A 26,638-nucleotide genomic window follows, 5' to 3' on the forward strand; every position below is an offset into this window, starting at 1 on the left:
CGGCAACAACTGATTACTAAAAACTGACACTGACCACAATTTAAGCATTAGCCGTCACCGCTTCTTTATCAATTTTTCCAATCAATCCCGCCAATACTTTTCCTGGACCCACTTCGGTAAATAAAGTTGCGCCATCTTTAATCATTTGTTGCACAGATTGCGTCCATTTTACTGGAGCTGTCAATTGGATGATTAAGTTTTTCTTGATTTCGTCAGCGTCATAAACAGCGCTTGCGGTTACATTTTGATACACAGGGCAAATAGGAGTAGAGAACGTAGTTGCTTCAATAGCAGCAGCCAGTTCTTCTCTTGCTGGCTCCATCATTGGAGAGTGAAATGCTCCTCCAACTGGCAACAACAAAGCGCGTTTTGCACCCGCCGCTTTCATCGCTTCACAGGCTTTTTCCACTGCCTTGGTTTCCCCAGAAATTACTAATTGTCCCGGGCAGTTGTAATTAGCAGCCACTACAATTCCGTCAATAGAAGCACAAACTTCTTCGACGATATTATCAGCTAATCCTAAAACTGCTGCCATGGTAGAAGGCTTTATTTCGCAGGCTTTTTGCATCGCCAGAGCACGTTGTGAAACTAATTGCAATCCGTCTTCAAAAGATAAAGTACCGTTTGTAACTAATGCTGAAAATTCGCCTAATGAATGTCCCGCCACCATTCCCGGTTTGAAATCTTCGCCCAGCGTTTTTGCCAAAATCACCGAATGCAAGAAGACTGCGGGTTGTGTAACTTTGGTTTCTTTCAATTCTTCGGCAGTTCCTTCAAACATGATGTCTGTGATGCGGAAACCTAAAATTTCATTGGCTTTTTCGAATAATTCTTTTGCTAATGGAGAGTTTTCATATAAGTCTTTGCCCATTCCTGTAAATTGTGCGCCCTGACCCGGAAATACGTATGCTTTCATGTGTCTAATTTAAAGATTGAAAATTTTAAAGATTGAAAAATCAGTTTCAATCAGAGCGCAAAAATACTATTTTTTATAGTAATTAAAACGATCTGTTTGGGTTCATTTTGCTATTTAAAAGTTTGCTTTGGTATAGATAATTTAGGTTCAATGAAAAAAAAACCACTCAAATTAAGGAGTGGATTTATACTAAAATCATAAATTAAAGGACGAAATAAGTGTTGTTTAAAGGTTGCGTATGATGTGCTTTTGCATCATAAACATATACCTCTTCATCAAATTCATCTTGATATTCATTGACCATCTGCATTAGATTTTTTTCAATTGCAATTGAAATGGCACTTACAGGAGTGTCTGTAGGTCTGTTTTCAAATGGATCTTGTAAATGAATCGCCATTTTTTCGATTAAGAAAAAAGCAGCTGCAATGGTTGTGACTAATGGAATTTGAAGCCAGCCAATAGTATTTATTAACCCAAAAGGCAAGAGAATTATAAATAAACACAGCGCAAATCGGATGTACATACTGTAGGTGGTTGGAAAAATAGTGTTTTTTATACGTTCACACTTCCCCATTGAATCACACAATCGCGTTAATGTATTATCAATTTCCACTTGTTGGTAAACATTTATTTTATTGTTGGTAAGGGCCTTTTTTAAATCTTTGGCGTGTAAAATTAAAATGGCATTAGGAACATGTTTATGCCTTTTTACAAATCGCAAATCATCTTCATCCAGTAAATCTTTTATTGTTTTTGTAGGATCTTTTTCTCGCAGCATTTGTCCCAGGCTATAACACCAGGCAGCTTGTCTTTTTGCAAATTTTTCTTTGAAATCGTTAGCCTGCACTGAAAAATCGGGATCGTTATAAAAAATAATAATTTGTCTCAATAATGTTCTAGAATCGTTAACAATAGAACCCCAAATTATTCGGGCTTCCCACCAGCGGTCATAAGCTTGGTTGGATTTGAATGCCAGTAGTAATGAAATAATTGTACCAATTATTGTGGGGATTGCAATAGGAATATTAATAGACACAGTCTTGAAAAAATAGCGAAAAATTTCAAATGCAATACAAAAGAAAATGACTAATGCTAATTCATTTTTTATTTTACCCAATACATATTTCATGGGAATTTTCTTTTTTAGTAACATATATTCTGAATTAAATTTTAAACAATCATTATTAATAAACCGCTTCATATAAAGAAAGAACGGGCAAGCCTAATGTTTCGTTAAGAGGAGCTTTTTCTTTTTTTAGGAACTTTATTTTCTTGGGTTTTCGTGTTTCAATCAGAATATTTATGTTGTTTTTTGATATAGTATCGGTTAAAAAAGGTTCTATTTCATTCGTTTTTTGTAAATCATTTATTTTGGTTTGACTTACAATTTTTAAAGAAAAAAGGGCGTTTACATAAGTTTGTAAATCTTCTGCCTGAAGTATTGAATCTGAATTTTTTATATACAACGCCTGGCTAAATGCTTTTTCTTCAAAGTTTACGTTTAGGTGTAAAATTGGACATTTGCTATTAGAAATGATTTGAACGCAATACCTGTTTATTTTCTTTTTAGAAGAATTAAAAGAAGGAGTAAGTATTGTTAATTCAATAGCGAAATGCTCCATTAGATTTCTAAAAAGGGGAGAAGAAATACCGTACTGATGATGAATTTTCAAGCTGCAATTGTTGGATTCCAAAATGATTTCTCTGCACATTTGTAAAACATTTTCCTGTGTAGTACTCAGATCCTGATTGATGTTTCTTAATAAATTGGCAGATGAATACGTTTCCGGAATGTCAGTTAATAGCATCAGAATAAGCTGGCATTGTTCTCCATTAGATGATTTTATTGCTGTTTTAATTGCATTGATTGTATCACCTTGTAATATCGTAGGAATTAGAACATTTTTCATATGTATTAAATTTGATTTATTTATACATACAAAATAACAGTACCCATTTTATAGCTATCTTAAATTAACATTAGAATATTCTAAGAATTAACATTAGAATTTTTAATGTTGGCGGTATTGAACGTAATGTTTACAATAGTGCCTTGATCTGGTTCAGATTGTATTTTAAGTTCTCCATTGTGCATCCTGATTATTTTCATGGCAAGTGGAAGTCCTAATCCATAACCATTATATTTTGACGCTTTTTTACCTCGGAAAAAAGGTTCGTAAAGGTGAGGGATCTCTTCTGCAGGGATGCCAATCCCTATATCAGTAATCGAAATTTTGATGGATGAATTGTTTCCTGATAAAGTAACAAAAACGGTTTCATTATTAGAATATTTCACACCATTGGCGATAATGTTATTCAATGAAAGTTCCAATAAGGATCTGTTACACGGGATTTCGAGTAAACTCGGGTCACTAGGGATTTTATTGATTTTTATCTTTACCCTGTTGTTAGGATAAATTTTATCAATATCCGATTTTACATCCATTAGAAGTTCATCAATTCTAACGACATCTAATAATTGTTTTTTTCCATCGTAACCAGTTTGTGTCAGTTTTAAAAGACTTTCCGTAAGATCTCCCAGTCGTGAAGCCTGACTGTGAATATTTTCTAATGACGAGATATATTCGGTAACATTTCTCTCTTTTAAGAGCATGATTTCTGTTTCGGCAATTATGGTAGTTACTGGCGTTTTTAGTTCATGTGAAGCATTATTGATAAAATTAGCTTGAATTTCAAACGAGGTTTCCAGTCGGTCCAGCATATTGTTAAATGTCTTTATCAAATCCGCAATCTCATCGGTGCTTTTACTTTCGGGAAGTCTGTTGTGTAGGTTTGAAGCGCTTATTCTTTTTACTTCGTAAGTAATTCTTGCTACTGGATTTATAACTCTTCTCGCCAGGAATCTGCCAAAAATATAGGCTAACAGTATGAAAGCCAATCCGCCAAAAAAGAGAATCCGAATAATGTAGATACTACTGGTATTACCTCTTCGGTCTTTTGCAGTAATAATTATAATATATTTTTGATTTGATTCGGTAAAAGTCTGGCCATAAAAATAACGGTTGTCATCTTCAATCCATTCGGAACCATTTGCCATCACTTTTTTATAAAAATCTGCAGGTAAATTCAGATTGGTATTGTATTCAAATGTGTTTGCCCCGTTGACTTTAAGAACAAAATCTTCTTCATCAATCAGTTCTTCAAGCCCTTTCGCTTTAAATTCTTTGAAATAGCGCGTTTTTACAGAATCATTTTGATAATGAATCGAAGCGCTAATTTTAGCTCGGTCTTGTAATCTTTTTAAAAAATAATACTGATTGTTTTGTTTGAACAAAAAGAAAACCACCAGACTTAATAAAAGGGTGCTGAGGGTTGAAAGAGCGATATAAGTAAAGGTTATTTTTTTCTTAATCTGCATTTTTTATGGTTTCAGGACATAACCCAAACCTTTCATGGTGTGAATTAATTTAGTGTTGTATGGTTTGTCAATTTTTTTTCTCAAATAGTTAATGTAGACGTCAATTACATTGGTATTCATCTCAAAATTGATGTCCCAAACATTGTCTAAAAGTTGTTCTCGGGATAAAATGGTTTGAGAATTTATTGCCAAATAATGCAAAAGTTTAAATTCTTTGGCTGTTAATAGAATAATATCGCCATTTCTGGTTACCGATTTTGTTCTGAAATTAATTTCAAGATCAGCAATTATGATAATTTCATGCGGTTTTTGAATTTGTCCAGATCTTCTTGACAACGCATTGACTCTGGCATCAAGTTCCAAAAATTTGAAAGGTTTTACTAAATAATCATCGGCGCCGGAATTCAATCCGTTTATTATATTTTCACTGCTTCCTAAAGCTGTTAATAATAAAATGGGGACAAAGTTTTTTGCAGCTCTCAAACGTCTACAAATTTCAATGCCATTAATATCAGGTAACATAACATCTAATAGCACTACATCAAAATCATGATTAGAAAGCAACTCTAATGCTGTTGTACCATCAAGTGCAACACTTACATCGTGATTTTTTTCTGAAAACCCTTTACGGATAATTGACGAAAGATTAGGTTCGTCTTCAACTATTAATAACTTCATCAAGATTTATGATTTATACAAATCTAATGATTTAACTTTTGTTTTTTTTTTAAATTGAGCTATGGGGCTAATATTAACAAAACCTTATAATGTAAGGTTAATATACAAGCGTGAACTTCCATTTCAAACTGGTACAATCCGAATGAAGCTGCAGTAATTGTGTTTTAGTTATTCTTTTTTATTTTAATGTGTTCATTGATAAAACTGAAAATAAAAGGGTGGGTTATTAGCTTTTCAGGAATAATTAATTTACTTATAGCATGATTACTAGTCTTACATGGAATAATTTTTAAACATATAAATCCACAATAATCTAGAAAGTCGAATGTTAAAAGAAGCCATTGTAACAATAACAACAGCAATAATAGGAATGATTCTTAAATCGAAAGTTTCGGTAAAGAAAAATTGGGCAATAACATAGGTAGCAATTCCTTGCGCTACAGTTAAGCCATAATTGACATACATAGCACCAAAGAAATACCCAGGTTCTTTCTCAAATTTGAATTGACAATGCGAACAATACGTATTCATTTTAGGAAATCCAATATTGAAAAAAATATTCTTTTCTTTAAATACTTTGCCTTCAAGACAATGAGGGCAATCATTATTTAGGATGTGAGCAATAGCGTATGACATTTTTATTATTTTTATCAAAGGTATTTCTTATCCACGTCATGGATGTTTTCTATATTCGCTAATTATAGCATAATTAAGACATTGGGTAATCATGAAAAAATATCCTATTTATAACATTCAACGCTTTAACTGCAATTCCGTGAATAGTGATTTGTACATTAATACATTTAAAAATCACTTAATAGACCATAGTTTTGTTGAAGAACCACATCGGCATAATTCGTATGTTTTGGTTTTTTTTACCAAAGGTTCAGGAACACATGAAATCGATTTTGATCTATTAGCGATTCAGTCGGGAAGTGTGTTTTTTTTGCAGCCCGGACAAATGCACCATTGGGATTTATCGGATGATGTGGAAGGATTTGTGATTTTCTATTCGCAGGAAATGTACAATCTCTATTTTGGACAAAAAACCATCGGTGACTATCCTTTTTATTCTTCGGTGAATAATAAGCCTGAAATTATATTTGACACTCCAGAATCAAAAGCTATTTTGCCTTATTTTGAGAGTTTGATTTCTGAAATCAAAAATAATCAAATGTTGAAACAGGATAAAATAATGAATTTACTGGATATCATACATATTGAAATTGCAAGAAAATATAGTGAAACACATCTTCATGAAGCGCACCCTTATAATTTGAAAATTAAAAGTTTGGAGGTGCTATTAGAAAAGAATTTTAAAACTGAAAAAGCGGCTTCTTTCTATGCAGCACAACTTCATATTACTTTGAAACACTTGAACAGGATTTGCAATGAAATCTTGCAAAAAACCACAACCGAAGTAATTTCAGACAGAATCATTCTCGAAGCCAAACGAATGTTGATGGATAAAAAAATGACTGTTAATGAAATTGCAACAGAATTAGGCTATGATTATAATTCGTATTTCGCCAGACTTTTCAAAAAAAATACAGGAATGACCCCTTCAGTTTTTCGTGTTTCTAAAAATCAGTTATGAATTTACGGTAACTAAATTGGCTGCTTTTTTTGCTTTTTCCACTACTTCTTCAATTGGAGTTTTCAGACTGTCATTGACTAAAGCCACGCCCATTCGTCTATACGGTCTTGAGGTTGGTTTGCCAAAAATTCTGAAATCAGTTTTAGGTAAAGCAGCAATTTTTTCGATTCCTGAATAAGTTGGATTTGTAGCGTTTTCCGTGGCTAAAATTACGGCACTGGCTCCCGCTTTTTCTAATGTTATTTCGAAAATAGGTAAACTTAAAATAGCGCGTAAATGCAATTCGAATTCATTAAAATTTTGTGTTCCTGCCAAAGTTACCATTCCCGTATCATGTGGTCTTGGAGAAAGTTCTGAGAAATAAACACCATCATCAGTCAGGAAAAATTCCACTCCAAAAAGTCCAGCACCGCCCAAAGCTTCGGTTACTTTTTCGGCCATATCTTGCGCTTCGTACAAATCCTTATCGGAAATTAAAGCGGGTTGCCAACTTTCCTGATAATCGCCACGTTCTTGTCTATGGCCTATTGGTGCGCAAAATAAAGTCGGATTGTTATTTTGTACGACTGTTAATAAAGTGATCTCCGAATTGAATTTTACAAATGCTTCTACGATAACTTCCACCACATCGCCACGGGAACCTTCAACAGCATAATTCCATGCTTTTTCAATATCAGCTTCGGTTTTTATGGTAGATTGTCCTTTTCCTGAAGAAGACATTAGTGGCTTTACCACGCAGGGCATTCCAACGGCTTTAACACCTTTTTGCAATTCCTCAGCAGTTGTGGCGTAGCGATACTTAGCGGTTTTTAAACCTAATTCTTTAGATGCCAAATCGCGAATCGCTTTTCGGTTCATCGTGAAATTTGCCGCTTTCGCAGAAGGAACTACGGTAATTCCTTGCTTTTCATAGTCATAAAAACGCTCGGTTCTTATGGCTTCTATTTCGGGAACAATAAAATCAGGTTGGTGTTTGGCAACGATGCTGTCTAAAGCGTCACCATCCAGCATATTGATGATTTCAAAATCATGGGCCACTTGCATAGCGGGAGCATTTTCGTAACTGTCAACCGCAATTACAATTTGTCCGATGCGTTGGGCGGAGATAGTAAATTCTTTTCCTAATTCGCCTGAGCCGAGAAGTAGTATTTTCATATGTATCGTGTTAGGGACAGCTCGCGAGCTATACGTACCTTTCTGTTGTTTTTGCATGAGGGATAGCAGTGGAAATCCTTTTTATTCTCGCAGCGATAGCGTAGGTATTAAAAAGATTGCAACGGATAGCCCGACCCGCTTTTTCAGTGGGGCATGCCTATAAAAAAAATAGTTTAAGGTAAAGCAGTAAAACTTTAAATCTTAAACTATTTTAAATTTTAAACAAATTTTATATTATGCGGGAACTTCGGTTAATGTTACCGCTTCTTTGATTCTGCGTAATGCTTCTCTCAATAAATCTTCGCTTGTTGCGTAAGAAAAACGGATACAGTCTGGGTTCCCAAATGCGTCACCAGTTACGGTTGCTACATTAGCTTCGCCTAAAAGGTACATAGAGAAGTCGTTAGCGTCTTTGATAAAAGTTCCTTTCAATGTTTTTCCGAAGAAAGAAGAAACGTCTGGGAATACATAAAAAGCACCTTCTGGAACGTTGATTTTTACTCCAGGAATGTCTTTCAATAATCCAACCACTAAATCTCTACGGCTATGGAAAGCTTCAACCATATGTTTTAAAACGCTTGGATCAGCGTCTACAGCAGTAATGGTGGCACGTTGTGCAATACTGTTAGCACCACTTGTTACTTGACCTTGAATTTTTGTACACGCTTTAGCAATGAACTCTGGTGCGCCAATATATCCGACTCTCCATCCTGTCATAGCGAATGCTTTTGCTACTCCATTTACGGTAATCGTTCTTTCTAACATTCCCGGGATGGAAGCGATGCTACAAAAAGTTCCGGAGAAATTGATGTGCTCGTAAATCTCATCCGCAACAACATAAACGTTTGGATATTTCTCCAATACTTTTGCCAAAGCCGTTAATTCTTCTCTGTTGTACACCGATCCACTTGGATTACAAGGAGAACTGAACCACATCATTTTTGTTTTTGGTGTGATAGCTGCTTCTAATTGTTCTGGTGTGATTTTGAAATCAGTGTCTACAGAAGTTGGAACTTCTACAGGAACTCCACCAGATAATTTTACGATTTCGAAATAAGAAACCCAGTAAGGAGCAGGTAAAATTACTTCGTCACCATCGTTTAGCATTACTTGTGCAATGTTGTATAACGATTGCTTGGCTCCAGTTGAAACTACAATTTGAGAAGGTTTGTATTCTAAATTATTGTCTCTTTTGAATTTTCTACAGATTGCTTCTTTTAGTTCAGCATATCCCTCTACTGGAGAATAGGTGCTGTAGTTTTCGTCAATCGCTTTTTTTGCCGCTTCTTTAATGAAGTCAGGCGTATTGAAATCAGGTTCACCTAAGCTTAAACTGATAATGTCTTTTCCTTGGGCTTTTAATTCTCTGGCCAAAGCAGCCATTGCTAGTGTTTGAGAAGTAGCTAAGTTGTTAATTCTGTCTGAAAGTGGATTGTTCATTAAAAAAGGTGTTGAATGCCCTTAATTCCTATTGTAGAAATTATGGGAGGTTAATTATTATTTTTTTAGTTTGATTTTCTGCAGAGATGCACAGCAGTGCATCTCTACGTGTTGTATGTTTATACAAGTTCTGGTTTCATTCCCAATTCTTTCAAATGTTTGAAATGAGCGATAACAGCACTTCGCATCGTTTTATATTCGTAATACGGCAAGTTGCATTCTTGAGCAGTTTCTTTTACAATTTTTGCGATTTTGCCATAATGTACATGACTAATGTTTGGAAAAATATGGTGTTCGATTTGGTGATTTAATCCTCCGGTGTACCAATTTACAATTTTGTTTTTTGGAGCAAAATTGGTTGTGGTAAACAATTGGTGAATTGCCCAAGTATTGTCCATTTCTCCTAATTCATTAGGCGAAGGATTAGTGGTTTCTTCAACTACGTGTGCCAATTGAAAAACAACACTTAGTATTAATCCTGCAGTATAATGCATTACAAAAAATCCAATTAGTACTTTCCACCATGTGATTCCTATAACAATTGGCAAAACAATCCAAATCGAAACATAAATTACTTTTGTGATTATTAAAGTAGTCCAAAGGATTTTTGGGCTTTTGGCTTCACCGTAAGATAATTTTCTTTTCAGGTAACTTCTCATTTGTCTAAAATCAGTCGTAATAGCCCAGTTGAAAGTTAATAATCCATATAGAAAAACAGAATAATATTGTTGAAAACGATGAAAATTATACCATTTAGCTTCTTTTGTAAAACGAATGACACGTCCAGCATCTAAATCTTCATCATGACCGGGAATATTAGTGTAGGTGTGGTGCAAAACATTGTGTTGCACTTGCCAGTTATATACATTTCCTGCAAGAACATAAATAGTTCCTCCCATGAATTTATTTACCCAATTTTTATTAGAATAAGAGCCGTGGTTCCCATCGTGCATTACATTCATTCCCACTCCGGCCATTCCAATCCCCATAACGATTGTCAATAAAAGGTGGACCCAAAATGGCATGTCCATGGTGAGTATTAAAAAATATGGCGCAAGAAAAACGGTGAACAGAATTATGGTTTTCAAATAAAGTTTCCAATTTCCTGTTTTTTGAATATTGTTTTCCTTGAAGTAGTTGTTTACCCGCGAGTTAAGTGTTCTGAAAAATTTCAGACTGTCTTGCTTTGCAAATGTAGGAGCGCTCTTGTTCATAGAATTGAATAATAATCTTCAAAGATAATTATTATAAATTTTCAATTTGCAAAATTGAGTTAAATATTTACAATCTAAAAATAGTACTTTTGTTAAAAAATTAGAGCATGGACGAGATTCTTAAGTATTTTCCTTATTTAACAGATATTCAAAAAGAACAATTCACAAAATTGAATTTGCTATACCACGATTGGAACGAAAAAATAAATGTCATTTCGAGAAAAGATATTGATGCTTTATACACCAAACATATTTTGCATTCGTTGGGAATTGCCAAAATCATAAAATTTGAACCGGGAACATATGTTTTGGATGTTGGAACTGGCGGTGGATTTCCTGGAATTCCATTGGCGATTCTTTTTCCGGAAACCCGTTTTTTTTTGATTGATATTATTGCCAAAAAAATCAAAGTAGTTCAAGCTGTTGCCGAAGCATTAGAACTAAAAAATGTAAAAGCAGAACAATTGCGTGCCGAATTAGTGAAAGGGGATTTCGATTTTATCGTGAGTCGCGCCGTTACCAATATGCCTGATTTTGTTTCTTGGGTGAAAACCAAAATAAAGAAAAATAGCAAGCACGAACTGAAAAACGGTATTCTCTATCTAAAAGGAGGCGATTTAACCGAAGAGTTAAAAGATTTCCCAAAAGCCACAGAATACAATTTAGCTGACTTTTTCGAAGATGAGTTTTTTGAAACCAAGAAAGTGGTGCATGTGCCGTTGAAGTTTGTGGTGTAAAGTTTGTTTTGCGATATCGAATTTGTGTCTGTAAATTAAAAAAATACATTACAGATGGAATTTTCATAATGAAGTGAATATCGAAATTTTAATTTCGCAGGAGATCTCGAATAACTGCTTATTAGGACAGGGTTAGGTTATAATTTATCTGAAAATAATAATAATGTGTTGCTTGGCTATGCTTATATTTATTCCGAACCTTATATAGCGGTAACAAATGATAAGTTACGAACGGGCGAACATATAATTTTTCAGCAATTCATTGCGAAACAACAGTTTGGAAGAGTGAGTGTTTTACATAGATATCGTTTTGAACAACGATTTCTTCAAGATGATTTTAAAATGCGTTTGTGTTATTCTCTATCATTGAATATTCCAATTAATAAAAAAGTGATGGATAAAAATGCTTTTTATGCCTCGTTGTCAAACGAAGATTTTATCAATGCACAACAAAAGCAGTATGATAGGGACCGTATTTATGGTGGTGTAGGATATTGTTTAAGTAAATATATTAAAGTTGAGGCCGGTGTGATGTTACAACTTTTGCCGTCAAAGAGGAGAACTCAATTTAAATTATGATTTTAATAACTGGCCTTTTTAATTTGTTTATGTAAGAAGAATAGGAAAAACGACTATAGCGTATATAGTCTAAAAAAACCCCACAAGAACTCAAAATAATTTGAATTCTTGTGGGGTTTTAAGTGTCATACTTCGTGTATCCTACTCAGTAAATCAAAACTATTCTCCCAAAAACGGATATCTGTAATCTTCAGGAGTAACAAAAGTTTCTTTGATCGTTCTTGGCGAAGCCCAACGTAATAAGTTCAATGCTGAACCTGCTTTGTCGTTAGTTCCTGATGCTCTTGCACCACCAAAAGGCTGCATTCCTACAACGGCTCCTGTTGGTTTGTCATTGATATAGAAGTTACCGGCAGCATTTTGCAATTTGGTAGTCGCTTGCTCAATAGCATAACGGTCTTGACTAAAAACAGCACCCGTTAACGCATATTCTGAAGTGGTATCAACTAGTTCTAAAGTTTCTTCCCATTTTGCATCTTCATAAACGAAAATCGTCATCACTGGTCCAAATAATTCGGTTTCCATTGTCGTGTAATGAGGATTGGTAGTTACGATTATTGTTGGTTCAATGAAATAACCAACAGATTTATCATAATTACCCCCAACGATAATTTCGGCATCAGTAGCTTTTTTAGCTTGATCAATAAAACTGACTAATTTGTCAAATGAACCTTCGTGAATTACCGCAGTAATAAAGTTACTAAAATCTTCTGGCGAACCCATTTTCATGGATTTTGTATCAGTGATTAGTTGTTCTTTAATTGCTGGCCATAAACTTCTTGGAACATAAGATCTGGAAGCGGCAGAACATTTTTGACCTTGAAATTCAAAAGCGCCACGTACAATTCCTGTTGCCACTTGTTTTGCATTTGCACTTGGATGCGCGATGATAAAATCTTTTCCTCCAGTTTCACCTACAATTCTTGGGTAGGTTTTATAATGGTGGATGTTTGTTCCAATTTTTGACCAAATATCTTTGAATACCTGCGTTGAACCTGTGAAATGGATTCCTGCAAAATCACGGCTTGCCAAAATTGTATCAGTAATCATCAAAGCATCACCAAAAACTACGTTGATAACGCCATCAGGAACTCCCGCTTCTTTAAATACTTCAATTATGATTTGTGCCGAGAAAACTTGGCTGTCGCTTGGTTTCCAAATCACAACATTACCCATCATGGCAGCGCTTGCAGGAAGATTTCCAGCAATGGCAGTGAAGTTAAAAGGGGTAATCGCGTATACAAAACCTTCAAGCGGTCTGTATTCTAATCGGTTCCACATATCCGAATTGGAGTTAGGCTGATCACTGTAAATTTGAGTCATGAATTCTACGTTGAAACGTAAAAAATCAATCAATTCACACGAAGCATCAATTTCGGCTTGATGGATATTTTTAGACTGCGCAATCATTGTTGCGGCATTGATTCTTGCTCTGTAAGGTCCGGCAATCAATTCAGCTGCTTTTAGGAAAATAGCGGCTCTTTGTTCCCAAGCCATATTCGCCCATGCAGTTCTTGATTCTAATGCATTTGAAATCGCTTTTTCAACATGTGCTTTTTCAGCAAGATGGTACGTTCCTACGATATGTTTATGATCGTGAGGAGCAGTCATGTTTTTTGTATTACCAGTTCTAATTTCTTCGCTTCCAATATATAATGGTACATCGATTTTAGAATTCCACATTTTTGCGTAGGCGGCTTGAACAGCTGCTTTTTCTGGTGAATTTGGTGCATACCCTTTTACTGGTTCGTTTACCGCTTTTGGTACATGAAAAAATCCTTTTAACATATTTATAAAGTTATAAAATTAGAAATCCTTGTAGTGTATTTTAAATAATGCACAAAAGTACGAAGGATTGTTTGAAAAAAAACCTTTTTTGCTGTAAACTAAAAGGGATAGTATAGATTGTAGTGTTTTAGCCCAGATAGAAATGGAAAGCTTTTTGTAGTCTCGTTATATTTTTTCTTGTGAAATAAGAGCGACTTTAGAAGCTCCTTATTTTACTTAGAAAAAAATAAACAGGGCGACGAAAACTTGAAATAGATAGCTGGATGTGCTACAAAAAAAATGGAGATAAATTCTAATTCAAGGCAAATGGTGCGCACAATCTAAAGGTAGGTACAATAACTTTGAAATTCTTTGTAGAAGTAAAATTAATCATATTAAAATGCCCTTTCATTGCGCCATAAGGAGACGATAATAAACAACCTGAACTGTAGGTGTGGAATTCACCTGGTTTTAAAACGGGTTTTTTTCCAATTATACCTTCGCCATCTACTACTTCTATGTCATTAAGAGAATCGAAAATTTCCCAATGGCGAGAAATTAACTGAACAGAATCTTTACTATGGTTTTCTATTGTGATTTCATAACTAAAGGCAAAGTGAATCTTATAGTTTTTGAAGTAGGTTCCTTCAAAACTAGTCATTACTGATATCTTTATGCCTCTTGTTATTTGAGAAACCATGATAAATAAGTGAATAGGTGCTTAATAGTGACAAATTTACAAAAATTTGATTTCGTAAAGTCATTTTTAGAAAAGTTTTTTTTAGTTGATGATATTTAATGAATTAGCCGTCCCTTTTCCGATGGCTCTGTCATAACGATCAGTGTTTTCGCGATAATAAACCATTATGAAATAATCATTTTCTGTTTGGTAAAAATTTCCGTCAATTGCATTTTCATGATCAATAATTCCTGTGTTGTCTGCAATGGTATATTGGAAATTTGTAAATCCTTGTTTTATTAAAACTGCTTTTTCATAAATGCCCTTTTTTTCATTATAATCCATTTTATATTCGGGTGTGAGATTGTAATTATTAAACATACCGTTTATATAAATGTCTTTATTCATTCTAAAAGTAGGAGCCGAAAGACTAAAATACACCCAGGCATAATCGGATTCAATTTCATTATTGGTCGCATTTATGTTCTTGACAACAAAATTTCCGTTTACATCTTGTGTTACGGAATAGGGGTAATTCGTTCGTGCATTACTGGTATATAAATACGAACTGTAGATTTCATTGTTCGAATTTACACGGGCTACATAATTATTAGCCGCTCTAATGTCTTTGTTTTCAAAATACAAAAACTCGTTTCCTGCCCAAAATTGGGTTTGCGTATCGTATTTATAAATCAAATCATTTCCAATCGTGTATTGAGGGACAACATTTGTAATCGCATCATTGAATTGTCCATTTTGAAATAAAACTACTTTTACATTTTTCAATGGATTTTGGAAAGTTATGGTGCTGGATTTAATAGTAAATTCCAGATTGTGTTTAAATTCTAAATTATTGACGGTTCGGGCTCTTTTTACTTGGATAGGAATTGTGACAACATCTTCATAAAGAATAAATTTTCTGGAGAAAACGGCTTCTTTGTTGTTGTTTAAAATTTTCAGGATGTAATTACCACTGATCAATAATTGTGTAAACTGATTTGGGATAGCCAGTCTATAATGGGAATAGAGTTGTAGGGCATTGAAGGAATTGGTGTAATCTGAAATTCTTTGGTTGTCAAACCCTCTTAAATACTCGCTTTTAGGGATTTCTGTTGGTTTCCAATTATAATCACAATGGGTAATTTCGTAATAATAATCAGCTTCATTACCGAAAAGATCGTCAAATTGCAACTGAAATCCTTCTCCTAATTTGAAAATTGGAATTACATTTTGTTCACTTTGTACAAAAGAAATCGTCTTAATATTATAGGGTGGAGCAATCTCTTTTTCTACTTGTGCAGTAGCCGAAGTGATTATTAAAAGCAGAACTATTTTTTTAAAAAAAGCTTTAGACATAATATATTGGATTGCTAATCTGTAAATATAACGAATTAAGCAATACTATTATTATGCCAATTATAAGGTAGCTTTATTTGATTTGTCCCAAATTTATTTAAAACAAACAGGGATGATTTCACCTTTTGCCAAACAATATTTTTCTACTAATTCCGGTGCTATTTTATTCGTATAATCTTCCTCAATTACTTTGAAACCAATGCTTCTTAATTTGTCAAAATAATCACGGCCATAAATACGAACATGATCGTATTGTCCGAAGATTTTTGCTCTTTCTTTCTGGTCAGTAATGGTATCATCAGCAAAAGTAGTGGCTCTGGATATATCTTGTGGGATTTGTAAAATGGCCATTCCACCTGGTTTTAAAACGCGATATAATTCCTGCATTGCTTTCGTATCGTCTGGAATGTGTTCCAAAACGTGATTGCAAAGAATAACATCATATTGATTGTCCTCGAAAGGCAAATCGCAAATATCCGCTTTTACATCTGCTAAAGGCGAAAATAAATCGGTTGTGGTATATTCCAGGTTTTTTTGATTTCGAAACAATTTATAAAAGGCTTGTTCCGGCGCAAAATGAAGGACTTTTAATGCTGAATTCGTTTCAGCATCTCTTAATTTTATTTTTTTAGTATTTGTAACTGAAGAACCTGTTACAAGTTCAGGTTTAAAAAAATCAGTTTCTTGATTCAAATACAACCACAACAAACGGTGTCTTTCCAATGAAAGTGTACTTGGTGAAAGAACGTTATTTCGTTGTGTTCCATACCCGTAAGGCAGGAACATTTTGAAACTTTTGCCGTCAATAGGATCAGTAAATGTATTTCCTTTTAATGCTAATGCAAGAACTGGACGGGCCACGTAACTTAAACGAATAAGTATAGGACGCGGAATGGTATTGAGTATAAGTTTAAAGAGTTTTTTCATTACAGAACTAAAGGTGTTTTTCTAAACTCTTCTTCTTCATTACTCACAATTCCTAATGCTTTGTAGATGTATCCAAAAGTCGATAAAATCTCCGGTTTTCCATCGATAATGGCAACATCATGTTCAAAATGTGCACTTGGTTTTCCATCGGCAGTGAGGATTGTCCAGCCGTCTTTTAATTGTTTGATGTTTCGGGTTCCCATATTAATCATAGGCTCAATGGCCACAACCATCCCCTCGACAAAAAGTTTTCCTTTTCCTTTTTTACCATAATTAGGCATTTCAGGATCTTCATGCATTTTTTGTCCTACTCCGTGTCCTACTAATTCACGAACGACACCATAACCATGTGCTTCAGTATATCTTTGAATCGCATTTCCAACATCTTCCACGCGGTTTCCTAATTTTAATTCTCGGATTCCTACGTATAAAGATTCTTTGGTTACTTGCAGTAATTTTTTGGTTTCGGGAGCTACTTCGCCAATTTCAAAAGAATACGCGTGATCCCCATGGTACCCATTTTTGTAAGCACCACAATCTACCGAAATAACATCACCACTTTCTAATGGTTTGTTATTTGGAATTCCATGAACCACTTGTGCGTTTGGACTCATACAAAGTGAATTTGGGAATCCGTAAAGTCCCAGAAAACTTGGCTCGGCACCGTGATCACGAATGAATTCTTCGGCTAATTTGTCTAAATATAAAGTGGTGACTCCTTCTTTTATTTCAGAAGCAATCATTCCTAATGTTTTTGATACGATTAATGCGCTTTCTCGCATCAATTCTATTTCTTCACGTGATTTTACAATAATCATAATTTCGAATTTTCAGTTTGCAAAAGTACAATTTTATAAATTATTTAATCCGGATTGGCCATAATTTTAAAAAGCTCAGAATTAGAGATATAAAATCGGTTTTCTAAGGCAATTTTAGAAAGTTGTGAGCTGACCAAATTATTTTCCCGTGTATTAATTAAAAATAGGGAACTTTCTCCAAAAGAAAATAAGCGCTCTTCAGAATTGAGCATTGTGATGTTATCCTGAACTAAATCTTTAGTGAGTTCTTTTTGTTTTAAAAGGGATGTAATCTCAAGTTTCTGCGCATTAATTTTATTAGATAATTGTACTTTTTCTAAATCTAATATAAATTCAGTTTCCTGAACCTTGTATTTTGCCAGTTTCAAATTGCCGCGTTCTTTTCTTAGAAACAAAGGGAAATAAAAATCCAATCCTATCTTATAATCCTGAAATTGATAATTATCAATATAACTGGGTTCGGACAAATAGGAGTAGCCCACATCAATTTTTGGTAAAAGCATGTTGGCTTTTAGTTTTCTTTCCACATTCAGAATGTCAATTTTGCTTTGCAGTGCATTTATTTTTGGATGATTGATGATGGAAAAATTGGAATTCAATAAATCATTCGTTTTTAAACTTTCCTGAATCGTAAATTCTAATTGGGTTTCAGGGATAAGGGTGTCAGAAATTTCTAAAGGAATGTTGTTTTCCAGCCAAAGGAAATTAGAAAGTTCAAGCTTGGCTTTAGCTAATTTTAGATTTGAATCTTCCAAGTTAAGCAGTCTGTTTTTTACAATAATTCCTGCTTCGATACTGTCAATTGCTGGCTTGTCCCCTTGCTTGATTAAGGATTGAATTCCTTTGAAACGAATTTGTGCATTCCTACTATACTCTTGGTACAACTGAACCTCATTAAAGTTTTTCTTCCAATTAAAATAGGCTAAAGAGGCATCATACAAAACAGCGATAGCTTGAAGTTTTCTTTCAGATTGGCTTAATTGTATTTGCATCTTTGCTTTTCGTAAATCAGCCATTCGTTGATTTATAAACAATCCTTGTCCAAGGGGAATGGTGATTCCCAGTGAAGTCAATCCTTGATTAGGAATTGTGTTTTGAGGGTTTAGATATATTCCTTCGTTGTTGTCAAAGCCTGCTTTAATCTCAATTCCGTACCAAGTTGGTATTTTGAAACTGCTATTTAAAAGAGAATAATACTCTTTGTCTTTGAATTGTTTTTTGCTAAAATCAACCTCAATTTTTGGATCAAAACCACCACGAGCCATCATTAAATTGGCTTGTGCTTTATTTATTTCTAAATTAGCATTTTTAACTAACGGATGGTATTTTTTTACATACCCTAAGAATTCCGTATACGAAAGCTGTTCTGATGTGTTCTGTTGCGCTGTGGCAGAAAGTGCAAAGAATAAAAATGTGAAAAGTAGCTGTTTCATTATTTTTTTTCTTTGGTTGTTTTTGTTGCCGGTTGGTAATAATTAGGCGGAAAACCATTTAATGTTCTCCATAATTCGAACCAAACGGGAACTGTATTCAATAAGGCAATAGTTTGGGCGCCTGCTCCTATGCTTAGTTGTTTAGGCCAATTGGCTTCGTTTTTGTCAGGTGTTATTAAGACTCTGTATTTTCCATTCTGGCTAATGAAGTTTTCAATTGCTACAATTTCTCCTCCAAAAGTTCCATAAGACATATCTGGCCATCCAGAAAATACGATAGTTGGCCATCCATCAAACCAAACCCGAACTTTCTCTCCTTTGTTCAACAACGGCAAGTCCATAGGGTTTACAAAAGTTTCCACAGCAATATCATATTCTGATGGCATAATAGTAACAATTGGTGTTCCTTCTTTTATAGTTTCGCCTAAACCAGATTGTAAAGCTCTATTGATGTAACCGTTTTGAGATGCTTTTATATAATACATGCCATTACGGATGCTGTAATTTACATATTGGTTTTCAAGTTTGTTAACTTGTGCATCAGTTTCGTATTGACTGCTAAGTGCCGTAAATTTATCACTATTGGCTTTAGAAACTTTTTCAGCATATTCAGCGCTAATTCGGTTTATTTCAACTTTCGCATTTATAAACTCGTTTTTACTGGTTAAGTATTTGTTTTCCTGAGTTATAATTTTAGCTTCTACTTCTTGTAATTTCAATCTTTTTTCCTCAATATCAGTTAATGGTTTTAAGCCTTCTTTGTTCAGCTGAACAGAACGATTGTATTGTGTGTCTGCAATTCGGAGCTGTGTTCGTACTGCCACTAAATCCATACTGTCACTTTTAATTTTTAAAATAGACTGTTTGATTTTATTTTGTGCTTGTTCTAGTTTCAACGTTTTTTCGGTTTCAATAGCCTTAATTTGATTAGAAAGCGTACTTACTTTTGAGCCATACGACTGCAAAGATTGTTTCTTGGCATTAATCTGTTTTTTAGTATTTCCTACTAAATTTGGATCCATGTAATCTTCTTTTATTTCTGATATGAAAAGAATCGTGTCTCCTTTATTAACAAAATCACCCTCTTGAACGTACCATTTTTCTATTCGACCAGAAATTACACTCTGAATGGATTGTGGCCTTTGGCTAGGTTTTAAAGTGGTTACGGCTCCTGATCCGGAAATGTTTTGTGTCCAAGGCAAGAAAAGAGCAACAAGGCCAATTATTGAAACAATGGCTATAATTCTGTTTAAAATTTTATAATGAGGTCTGTTGGATAAATTTCTGACAGTTGAATACCGATCAAGAGACGGCAGTTTCAATTTATTATCGGATATGTTTAGCATGCTAATTGTTTTTTAAATCAAGTTGTATGAGACCATTTTTCATCGTTATCTTTCGATTGGTTTTGGTTTTCCAATAAGGGTTTTTAGAGGAAACAATGATCGTCCATTTGTTCTTATCGGAAGTGATAAAATCAATAATTTCATTGGCTACTTTTTCATCCATAGTATCTGTCGGGTCTTCATAAAAAAGTATTTTTGGCTTGTGAATAATACTTCTTGCCAACAGTATTTTTTGAGCGTTGGAAGAGGATAATTGTTTTCCTTCCGGATAAATATTTCTTTCTAAACCCTTTGGGTATTGTTTTATAAAAGAGGAAAGTTGCACCCCATCAATTGCCCATTTCAAATCTTCTGAACTTACCGAAGCATCATTAAAAGTAATGTTTTCTAAAAGTGTTCCTTCAAAAGGTTTTTCTCCATGGATTATGCTTCCTATTTGAGATCGATATTGCTTCAGGTTTATTTTTCGGAAGGTATCGTCATTGATATAAAAAGAACCAGAAGTGGAGTGGAGTAACCCAGATAATATCCGAATTAGAGTTGTTTTTCCAGAACCATTTTCCCCGTCAATTACTATTTTTTCTCCTTGCATAATTTTCAATGAAATATTGTTCAGTATTTCTTTATCATTATCAGGGAATTTGAAGCTTAGATTTTCAATTTCCAGTGAGATATTGGCATAGCAAACATCACTAGCAAAGCTAGTTTCTTCTTCTAATGTTAGGTCAGTTACTTGTCCTATTTTTTCAATAGAAGTTAACACATCATAGAAAGTTTCCAGTCCAATAATTATTTTTTCTAAGGAATTAATTACCAGTAAAATGATGATTTCTGCAGCAACAAATTGCCCGATATTCATTTGTTGTGACAACACTAAAAATCCTCCTATTGACAATAAACTAGTAGTAACTATAATTTTAAATATGATCAACTGACTGAATTGTTTCTTGATAATATTAAAATGTTTTTCCCTATAATTCAAATAATCTGCAACTAGAGCATTGTTTTTTTGAAGCGCATAATCGTAATTGAGTTCGTTTTTGAAACTATTGCTGTTGCGCGCCATTTCTTGTAACCAGCTAGCTACTTTATATTTGAATTTTGATTCTTTTAAACTGGTTTCTAACCCTGATTTATAAGAAAATCTGAAGATGAAATATAAAAGGAAAAAAAGTAGAAAACCAAATACAATAAAATAAGGATGATACAAGGACAATAAAATTACTCCAAAAACAATTTGCAACAAACCTGCCGAAAAATCAATCAATAATTTTGAAGTTCCTTTTTGAATGGACATGGTATCAAAAAAACGATTGGCTAACTCTGGTGGGTAACTGTTGTGTAATTCTTCTGTTTTTATTTTTGGCAATCGAGCTGCAAATTCAAACGAAGAGCGAACAAATATTTTTTGTTGTAAATTTTCGGTAATTCGAAGCTGCATCAAAGAAAGAATCCCAACTAAGGCTACACCAAAAACGACTAGGATGATCAATACAATCCACGAAGCACTCACTCTTCCGGACTGAATAAAGTTCGTGATTGCCTGTATTCCAAGCGGTAGTGATAAACTGATCAATCCAGCAAATATGGCGTAAAAAAGTATTTGGGAGACATCTTTTTTGTCTAATTCAAGTAAGTTGTAAAAACGTTTTAGAGGAGTCATAATGGTATTGGTGTTTTCTTTTTGTTTTTATTTCAAAACGTTTTCTGCAAGATTCAAGTAAAAATTTGTAGTGCTAACGGAGTCATTACAGTCTGTAATAGTTTTTAAATGTTCTTTTAGAAAATGTTGATGTAAACTGCCTTCAACTATTGTAGAAATAAGTGATTTAGCATACGGATATTCTGGATTTACCTCAGTAACAATGGCTACAATTCGATTGATTACCCTTTTGTACATCAAGAAAAAACCTTCGTTGTTTTCCTGATCTATTTCCTTAATGTATAGCGTTTTTGTGAACTCAGCAATAATAATTTTGTTTAGAACGGCCTCATTGATATACTCTGTATTGTTATCATCAATTACTTTTTCAGTTACAATAGTTATCGCTTTTTTTAGTTTTTCCTTTGGATCCAAAATATTTGTAGTAGCAAAAATCAGTTTGTATTCCATCCAGCTCCAGTACCAAGAGGATAAATAAACTAATAGTTTATGTTTGTTTTCAAAGTAACGGTATATGGAGCTTTCGTTCGATCCAATTTTGTCTCCTAATTTTTTAAAAGTGAAATTGTCGAATCCAATTTCGTCTATTAAAAGGATGCTTTGTTCTATAATTTTTTTACCTAAAGAGGAAGTTTCAGGATCCTTAACGTATATTTTTTCGTTGACTTGTATTTTTAAATTGGATAAGATTACATTCACAATTGATATTATTTTTTGCAAATATAATAGTATTACTATCAATAATTAGATTTTAACTTTTATTTATAAAAAAAGCTACTCGAGTGGAGTAGCTTTTTAAGAAAAATCATTTAATTATTTATAGTAGTGAATGACAAGTCATTACTTCAGGTTTCTCGATCCCCATCAATTCCAAGATAGTTGGAGCAATATCACCCAAAACTCCATCATGAATTGTTTTTAAGTCTTTGTCTACCAGAATAATTGGAACTGGATTTGTTGTATGAGCAGTATTCGGACTTCCGTCAGGATTTATCATTGTTTCACAATTTCCGTGATCGGCAATTACTATGGTAGTGTAATTGTGGGCTAATGCGGCTGTAATTACTTTTTCTACACATTTATCAACAGCTTCACAGGCTTTTATCGCAGCACTCATAATTCCGGTATGACCTACCATATCACCATTAGCAAAATTAAGACATACAAAATCTACGTCGCCTTTTTCAAGTTCAGGAATCAAGGCGTCAGTCAATTCAAAAGCACTCATTTCTGGTTGCAAATCATAAGTGGCCACTTTTGGGGAATTTTTCAAAATGCGACTTTCGCCAACAAAAGGTAATTCTCTCCCACCGGAAAAGAAGAAAGTCACGTGGGGATATTTCTCTGTTTCGGCAATACGGATTTGTTTTTTATGAGCTTTTTCTAGAACTTCACCAAGAGTTTCGGTAATGTTATCTTTATTGTAAACGACTTTTACGTTTTTATACGTTTCATCATAATTGGTCAGCGTTACATAATACAAATTCAATTGGTGCATGTTTTGCTCATGGAAATCTTGTTGCGAAAGCGCTTCGGTCAATTCTCTCCCTCTATCCGTTCTGAAATTGAAGAAAATAACGACATCATCTTCCTCAATAGTCGCAAGGGGTTTATCGTTATCATCAACTACAACCATGGGATGAATAAATTCATCGGTTACATTAACTTCATAACTTTCCACTATCGATGCAACTGGATTTTTAGTGTGAGCACCGGTTCCATTTACTAATAAATCGTAAGCTAATTTTACTCTTTCCCAACGTTTATCACGATCCATGGCATAATAACGTCCAATTACAGAAGCTATTTTCACGGTAGTATTTGCGATATAATCTTCTAAATCCTGAAGGTAGTTTTTACCTGATTTTGGATCAACATCACGACCATCAGTGAAGGCGTGAACGAAAACTTTTTGTAATCCGTATTGTTGTGTTGCATCAATCAAACCTCGTAGATGAGAAGTGTGGGAATGAACACCACCATCAGAAACGAGGCCTAAAAAGTGTACTTTTTTATTGGTTTCTTTAGCATAAGTAAAAGCTTCGACCAATACTTGTTCTTTTGCCAAAGTATTATTCGCTACGGCAAGATTTATTTTAGCTAAATCCTGATATACTATTCGTCCAGCGCCAAGGTTCATATGTCCTACTTCGCTGTTTCCCATTTGCCCTTCTGGTAAACCTACATTTAAACCATCAGTTCTCAGTTGAGCACTTGGATAATTTTTATAAAGGCTATTTATAAAGGGTACATTGGCATTATCAATTGCAGATACCTTAGGTTCAGGAGATTTTCCCCAACCGTCTAGAATCATAAGAATTACTTTTTTGTTCATTGGAATATATTTTGAGCAAAGATAAAGCATTTCTAAAAATGGCAGAGCAATCGAAATCACTATTATTCATTCGTAAGATAACAATAACAAATAGTGTTAATTTTGTTGTAGAAAATGAGGTATGCTAAAATTACTGCAACTTAGAATTTGTTTTTCACCTCGTTGTAATCTATAAAATAACGAATACTTATGGAGAAAACATGTTTTAGCTGATCATTGGTTAGTAAAGTAGTAACTTTTTTTCCAAAATCTTTATCGATTTCTCTTTGAAAATTAGCGGCATTATTTCTATATAAAATTGAAATTTCACTACCTGGGGCAAACCACCAGGAATAAGATACATCACCATTCCAGGAGAAAAAACTTGAATTTTTGTTTTCAGTATAATTGGAATAGTCGGTTAGTCTACCATTTTGTTCTAATGATAAAAAATTCTTGTTCTCGGCAAAAGACCAATAATGGCGCAAGGAAAGATTAAAAGTCATTTTACTGTTGATAGAGTATTTTCCGGAAAGAGAGTTGGAGTAGGTAATCACATTTCTATTGGTAAAAATAATAGTATTTGGCGTTGTGGTATTTAAATCATCATCAATACTGTCTATATATCCTTTGTTATTGTTTTGTCTAAAAAAACTAAAATTATAATTTAATGAAAATTTATCATTGAAACGGTATCTTGGACCAATGTCGAAACCATACGAATTTCGTCCTGGTTCACTCAAAACAGCAAATGATGGGTTAATATCAATTGCAAATTTATTATTATAATTAGAAGAAAACATAAACCATCCTCCAAATCGTTTTGGGAAAATTAAATACCTGCTTTCTGTCCTAGGCTCATAATAATCATGAGATTCAATTGGATTGGTGTTTATTCCTAATCCAAAGTAATGGTTTTGTTTGTTGTTTGAATTAATATTAAAATTGATATTATTCCCTTGAATTTTTCCTGTCTCTTTTTGAAACTGGGTGTACATATTGAAATTTGTATTAAAAGTATTGAAATATTTGGTAGGGTTTAATATTCTATAATTTACATTTCCATAAATGGCATAATAGTTAGTTTCAAAATTGATTCCTAAATCATTGTTGTCGAAATTTTTTGATAGAATTTCGGTACCTAAACTATACCTGTATTTTCCAGAAGTCTCAGCAAAATTTAACGATGTAGCAGTTCCTTTTTTGTCCTCGGTGTCGTTTATATAACTGTATTTGAAGTTTCCGGAAAGATTATAGGTATTTTTCTTTGTATTTAAATCCCAAACTAACGCGGAAACATTACCGTCGCGAAAACTCCCGTTTCGGGTAACATTAGTATTCACAAACGAAATTGAGGAATTTTTTCGAAAACGCTGATCCAGAACCAAAACATTATAATTTGCTAATGGTTCTACCAATTCTTTTCTTATTTCTTGAGTAACCTTGTTTTGTATTGACGCATACGTTTTTTCAGTAACAGCATTTAAAATTCCTATTCCCAAACCATCTTTTGTTCTGCCGGATACTTTTAAGGCATTGATAAGATTAACGCTTGATGGATTATCAATAATCTCTTCGTTACTTGCAGCAGTTGGATAATTTGACGGTTTTCCACCAATTCTTCGTGAATAAAGCAAATTTCCTTTGCTGAATAAATCGGTTCCTTCGGTAAAAAAAGGCCTGTTTTCATTGAATTGTTGTTCGAATGGACCTAAATTTAAAATCTGATCATCGTATTTTGTCTGGCCAAAATCAGGAATAAGTATAGCGTCAAGTGTAAAAGCATCATTTATGCCATACTTTATATCCAGACCACCTTTGATTGTTCCGTATGTTTTTTGCTGTGAATTTGCATTTACATAAAAGGAAGAATAGGGTAAAAGAAACAGTCGGGTAGGGGGCTTTATATTTTCAATTCCTTCCAAAACTCCAGTTTGTTGTGTGAAAGTCCCAATTTTTGAATCAATAAAATTCCAACTGTATTTATGTTTATCACGTTTTATTTCTCTGAAAAAATTGAGACCCCAAGTTTGTTTGTTTTCACCAGAAAATCTTAAAGCCGCATATGGGATTCGCATTTCAACCACCCAACCAAAATCGGTAATACTAGCTTTGCTTTTCCAAACAGCGTCCCAGGAATAATCTTCACCATTGGTGTCGGTCGTGATACAATCCGCTTGTCCATCAGAGGCCGAGACATAAAATTGAAAATCTTGTTGCCCGTCATTAAAACCATTTACAAAAACTCCAAAAAGATCCGCGGCACCAAAGTTGTCTCTTTGTGCTATTTCCTTCATTATTTTATTAGGCTCCTCATCATACATTACAGCAGCGACATAGATGGCATCATTGTCATATAAAACTTTTACTTCTGTTCTTCTATTTTCAGGAATACTCTTTCCGTTATCTGGTGCAAACATGATGAAATCCTTCGCTACTGGTACCGATTTCCATATGCTTTCATCCAGTTTTCCATCAATGATTATGTTATCTGAAATGAATTTAGTTTGTAATATTTTTTTTTGGCTGTAGCCAAGAACACAAAACAAGAGGAAAGGTAGGAAAAGTATTTTTCTCATGATTTTTTTGATTGATGATAAAACGATGTAAAAATATAATTTCAATAATAGACTGTGTAAT

General features: G+C 33.9%; 23 protein-coding genes. 3 read left to right on the plus strand and 20 right to left on the minus strand.

Going from position 1 to position 26,638, the window contains the following annotated elements; translation table 11 throughout:
- Positions 1-40: 40 nt before the first annotated feature.
- The 6 genes from fabD to ACM55G_RS04575 all read right to left on the minus strand — a co-directional run bounded on the left by fabD (position 41) and on the right by ACM55G_RS04575 (position 5,609).
- Positions 41-916: an ACP S-malonyltransferase gene (gene fabD, locus ACM55G_RS04550; RefSeq protein WP_416842718.1), complete on the minus strand. Its 876-nt coding sequence runs from the start codon at positions 914-916 to the stop codon at positions 41-43.
- Between the two features lie 202 nt (positions 917-1,118).
- On the minus strand, positions 1,119-2,045 hold the full coding sequence (locus tag ACM55G_RS04555; RefSeq protein WP_416842719.1) for a bestrophin family protein: 927 nt from the start codon (positions 2,043-2,045) through the stop codon (positions 1,119-1,121).
- Positions 2,046-2,100: 55 nt separating this feature from the next.
- On the minus strand, positions 2,101-2,826 hold the full coding sequence (locus ACM55G_RS04560) for a hypothetical protein (protein WP_416842720.1): 726 nt from the start codon (positions 2,824-2,826) through the stop codon (positions 2,101-2,103).
- Between the two features lie 80 nt (positions 2,827-2,906).
- Positions 2,907-4,295, minus strand: a complete 1,389-nt coding sequence (locus tag ACM55G_RS04565; RefSeq protein ID WP_416842721.1) for a HAMP domain-containing sensor histidine kinase — start codon at positions 4,293-4,295, stop codon at positions 2,907-2,909.
- Positions 4,296-4,298: 3 nt separating this feature from the next.
- Positions 4,299-4,973 (minus strand): response regulator transcription factor, encoded by a 675-nt coding sequence (locus tag ACM55G_RS04570; RefSeq protein WP_416842722.1) that lies wholly within the window; start codon positions 4,971-4,973, stop codon positions 4,299-4,301.
- Between the two features lie 273 nt (positions 4,974-5,246).
- Positions 5,247-5,609, minus strand: a complete 363-nt coding sequence (locus ACM55G_RS04575; protein WP_416842723.1) for a DUF983 domain-containing protein — start codon at positions 5,607-5,609, stop codon at positions 5,247-5,249.
- A 91-nt stretch (positions 5,610-5,700) separates the two neighbouring features.
- Here ACM55G_RS04575 and ACM55G_RS04580 point away from each other — a divergent pair, with 91 nt between their 5' ends.
- Complete coding sequence (locus ACM55G_RS04580) at positions 5,701-6,570, plus strand: helix-turn-helix domain-containing protein (RefSeq protein WP_416842724.1); 870 nt, start codon at positions 5,701-5,703, stop codon at positions 6,568-6,570.
- Here ACM55G_RS04580 and purT read toward each other — a convergent pair.
- The 3 genes from purT to ACM55G_RS04595 all read right to left on the minus strand — a co-directional run bounded on the left by purT (position 6,565) and on the right by ACM55G_RS04595 (position 10,379).
- Entirely contained in the window at positions 6,565-7,725 is a 1,161-nt protein-coding gene (gene purT, locus ACM55G_RS04585) for a formate-dependent phosphoribosylglycinamide formyltransferase (protein WP_416842725.1), read from the minus strand. The genes ACM55G_RS04580 and purT overlap by 6 nt on opposite strands.
- A gap of 234 nt (positions 7,726-7,959) precedes the next feature.
- On the minus strand, positions 7,960-9,165 hold the full coding sequence (locus tag ACM55G_RS04590) for a pyridoxal phosphate-dependent aminotransferase (RefSeq protein ID WP_416842726.1): 1,206 nt from the start codon (positions 9,163-9,165) through the stop codon (positions 7,960-7,962).
- 119 nt (positions 9,166-9,284) lie between these two features.
- Positions 9,285-10,379, minus strand: coding sequence for a fatty acid desaturase family protein (locus ACM55G_RS04595; protein ID WP_416842727.1), 1,095 nt, complete (start codon positions 10,377-10,379; stop codon positions 9,285-9,287).
- A 107-nt stretch (positions 10,380-10,486) separates the two neighbouring features.
- On the opposite strand from ACM55G_RS04595, the gene rsmG reads away from it, so the two are divergent.
- Positions 10,487-11,116 carry a 16S rRNA (guanine(527)-N(7))-methyltransferase RsmG gene (rsmG, locus tag ACM55G_RS04600; protein ID WP_416842728.1) on the plus strand — a complete coding sequence of 210 codons (630 nt, stop codon included), beginning with the start codon at positions 10,487-10,489 and terminating at the stop codon, positions 11,114-11,116.
- A 120-nt stretch (positions 11,117-11,236) separates the two neighbouring features.
- The gene (locus ACM55G_RS04605; RefSeq protein ID WP_416842783.1) at positions 11,237-11,695 is read left to right on the plus strand and encodes a DUF2490 domain-containing protein; all 459 of its coding nucleotides are present in this window, start codon (positions 11,237-11,239) and stop codon (positions 11,693-11,695) included.
- A gap of 159 nt (positions 11,696-11,854) precedes the next feature.
- Here ACM55G_RS04605 and pruA read toward each other — a convergent pair whose 3' ends face one another.
- From pruA to ACM55G_RS04660, 11 genes are all read right to left on the minus strand, one after another.
- A complete protein-coding gene (pruA, locus tag ACM55G_RS04610) occupies positions 11,855-13,483 on the minus strand; it encodes an L-glutamate gamma-semialdehyde dehydrogenase (protein ID WP_416842729.1) in 1,629 nt (542 codons plus the stop codon).
- Between the two features lie 292 nt (positions 13,484-13,775).
- Positions 13,776-14,162, minus strand: a complete 387-nt coding sequence (gene apaG, locus ACM55G_RS04615) for a Co2+/Mg2+ efflux protein ApaG (protein ID WP_416842730.1) — start codon at positions 14,160-14,162, stop codon at positions 13,776-13,778.
- Between the two features lie 81 nt (positions 14,163-14,243).
- A complete protein-coding gene (locus tag ACM55G_RS04620) occupies positions 14,244-15,497 on the minus strand; it encodes a type IX secretion system plug protein (RefSeq protein WP_416842731.1) in 1,254 nt (417 codons plus the stop codon).
- Positions 15,498-15,590: 93 nt separating this feature from the next.
- Positions 15,591-16,424: a class I SAM-dependent methyltransferase gene (locus ACM55G_RS04625; RefSeq protein WP_416842732.1), complete on the minus strand. Its 834-nt coding sequence runs from the start codon at positions 16,422-16,424 to the stop codon at positions 15,591-15,593.
- Complete coding sequence (gene map, locus ACM55G_RS04630; protein WP_416842733.1) at positions 16,424-17,242, minus strand: type I methionyl aminopeptidase; 819 nt, start codon at positions 17,240-17,242, stop codon at positions 16,424-16,426. The genes ACM55G_RS04625 and map overlap by 1 nt, the downstream gene beginning before the upstream one ends.
- A 44-nt stretch (positions 17,243-17,286) precedes the next feature.
- Positions 17,287-18,675 (minus strand): TolC family protein, encoded by a 1,389-nt coding sequence (locus ACM55G_RS04635; protein ID WP_416842734.1) that lies wholly within the window; start codon positions 18,673-18,675, stop codon positions 17,287-17,289.
- Entirely contained in the window at positions 18,675-20,021 is a 1,347-nt protein-coding gene (locus ACM55G_RS04640; protein WP_416842736.1) for an HlyD family secretion protein, read from the minus strand. The genes ACM55G_RS04635 and ACM55G_RS04640 overlap by 1 nt, the downstream gene beginning before the upstream one ends.
- 1 nt (position 20,022) lies before the next feature.
- Entirely contained in the window at positions 20,023-21,684 is a 1,662-nt protein-coding gene (locus ACM55G_RS04645) for a peptidase domain-containing ABC transporter (RefSeq protein ID WP_416842737.1), read from the minus strand.
- A gap of 27 nt (positions 21,685-21,711) precedes the next feature.
- Positions 21,712-22,416 carry a TetR/AcrR family transcriptional regulator gene (locus tag ACM55G_RS04650; protein ID WP_416842784.1) on the minus strand — a complete coding sequence of 235 codons (705 nt, stop codon included), beginning with the start codon at positions 22,414-22,416 and terminating at the stop codon, positions 21,712-21,714.
- Positions 22,417-22,501: 85 nt separating this feature from the next.
- A complete protein-coding gene (gene gpmI / locus ACM55G_RS04655; RefSeq protein ID WP_416842738.1) occupies positions 22,502-24,019 on the minus strand; it encodes a 2,3-bisphosphoglycerate-independent phosphoglycerate mutase in 1,518 nt (505 codons plus the stop codon).
- A 140-nt stretch (positions 24,020-24,159) separates the two neighbouring features.
- Entirely contained in the window at positions 24,160-26,577 is a 2,418-nt protein-coding gene (locus ACM55G_RS04660) for a DUF5916 domain-containing protein (protein ID WP_416842739.1), read from the minus strand.
- Between the last annotated feature and the right edge of the window lie 61 nt (positions 26,578-26,638).

The sequence above is a fragment of the Flavobacterium algoriphilum genome (assembly GCF_048158655.1).
GTDB lineage: Bacteria > Bacteroidota > Bacteroidia > Flavobacteriales > Flavobacteriaceae > Flavobacterium > Flavobacterium algoriphilum.

Excerpts from the sequence above, each read along its gene's own strand:
- fabD (WP_416842718.1), bottom strand. The coding sequence starts at position 916 with ATGAAAGCATACGTATTTCCGGGTCAGGGCGCACAATTTACAGGAATG.
- ACM55G_RS04555 (WP_416842719.1), bottom strand. The coding sequence starts at position 2,045 with ATGAAATATGTATTGGGTAAAATAAAAAATGAATTAGCATTAGTCATT.
- ACM55G_RS04560 (WP_416842720.1), bottom strand. The coding sequence starts at position 2,826 with ATGAAAAATGTTCTAATTCCTACGATATTACAAGGTGATACAATCAAT.
- ACM55G_RS04565 (WP_416842721.1), bottom strand. The coding sequence starts at position 4,295 with ATGCAGATTAAGAAAAAAATAACCTTTACTTATATCGCTCTTTCAACC.
- ACM55G_RS04570 (WP_416842722.1), bottom strand. The coding sequence starts at position 4,973 with ATGAAGTTATTAATAGTTGAAGACGAACCTAATCTTTCGTCAATTATC.
- ACM55G_RS04575 (WP_416842723.1), bottom strand. The coding sequence starts at position 5,609 with ATGTCATACGCTATTGCTCACATCCTAAATAATGATTGCCCTCATTGT.
- ACM55G_RS04580 (WP_416842724.1), top strand. The coding sequence starts at position 5,701 with ATGAAAAAATATCCTATTTATAACATTCAACGCTTTAACTGCAATTCC.
- purT (WP_416842725.1), bottom strand. The coding sequence starts at position 7,725 with ATGAAAATACTACTTCTCGGCTCAGGCGAATTAGGAAAAGAATTTACT.
- ACM55G_RS04590 (WP_416842726.1), bottom strand. The coding sequence starts at position 9,165 with ATGAACAATCCACTTTCAGACAGAATTAACAACTTAGCTACTTCTCAA.
- ACM55G_RS04595 (WP_416842727.1), bottom strand. The coding sequence starts at position 10,379 with ATGAACAAGAGCGCTCCTACATTTGCAAAGCAAGACAGTCTGAAATTT.
- rsmG (WP_416842728.1), top strand. The coding sequence starts at position 10,487 with ATGGACGAGATTCTTAAGTATTTTCCTTATTTAACAGATATTCAAAAA.
- pruA (WP_416842729.1), bottom strand. The coding sequence starts at position 13,483 with ATGTTAAAAGGATTTTTTCATGTACCAAAAGCGGTAAACGAACCAGTA.
- apaG (WP_416842730.1), bottom strand. The coding sequence starts at position 14,162 with ATGGTTTCTCAAATAACAAGAGGCATAAAGATATCAGTAATGACTAGT.
- ACM55G_RS04620 (WP_416842731.1), bottom strand. The coding sequence starts at position 15,497 with ATGTCTAAAGCTTTTTTTAAAAAAATAGTTCTGCTTTTAATAATCACT.
- ACM55G_RS04625 (WP_416842732.1), bottom strand. The coding sequence starts at position 16,424 with ATGAAAAAACTCTTTAAACTTATACTCAATACCATTCCGCGTCCTATA.
- map (WP_416842733.1), bottom strand. The coding sequence starts at position 17,242 with ATGATTATTGTAAAATCACGTGAAGAAATAGAATTGATGCGAGAAAGC.
- ACM55G_RS04635 (WP_416842734.1), bottom strand. The coding sequence starts at position 18,675 with ATGAAACAGCTACTTTTCACATTTTTATTCTTTGCACTTTCTGCCACA.
- ACM55G_RS04640 (WP_416842736.1), bottom strand. The coding sequence starts at position 20,021 with ATGCTAAACATATCCGATAATAAATTGAAACTGCCGTCTCTTGATCGG.
- ACM55G_RS04645 (WP_416842737.1), bottom strand. The coding sequence starts at position 21,684 with ATGACTCCTCTAAAACGTTTTTACAACTTACTTGAATTAGACAAAAAA.
- gpmI (WP_416842738.1), bottom strand. The coding sequence starts at position 24,019 with ATGAACAAAAAAGTAATTCTTATGATTCTAGACGGTTGGGGAAAATCT.
- ACM55G_RS04660 (WP_416842739.1), bottom strand. The coding sequence starts at position 26,577 with ATGAGAAAAATACTTTTCCTACCTTTCCTCTTGTTTTGTGTTCTTGGC.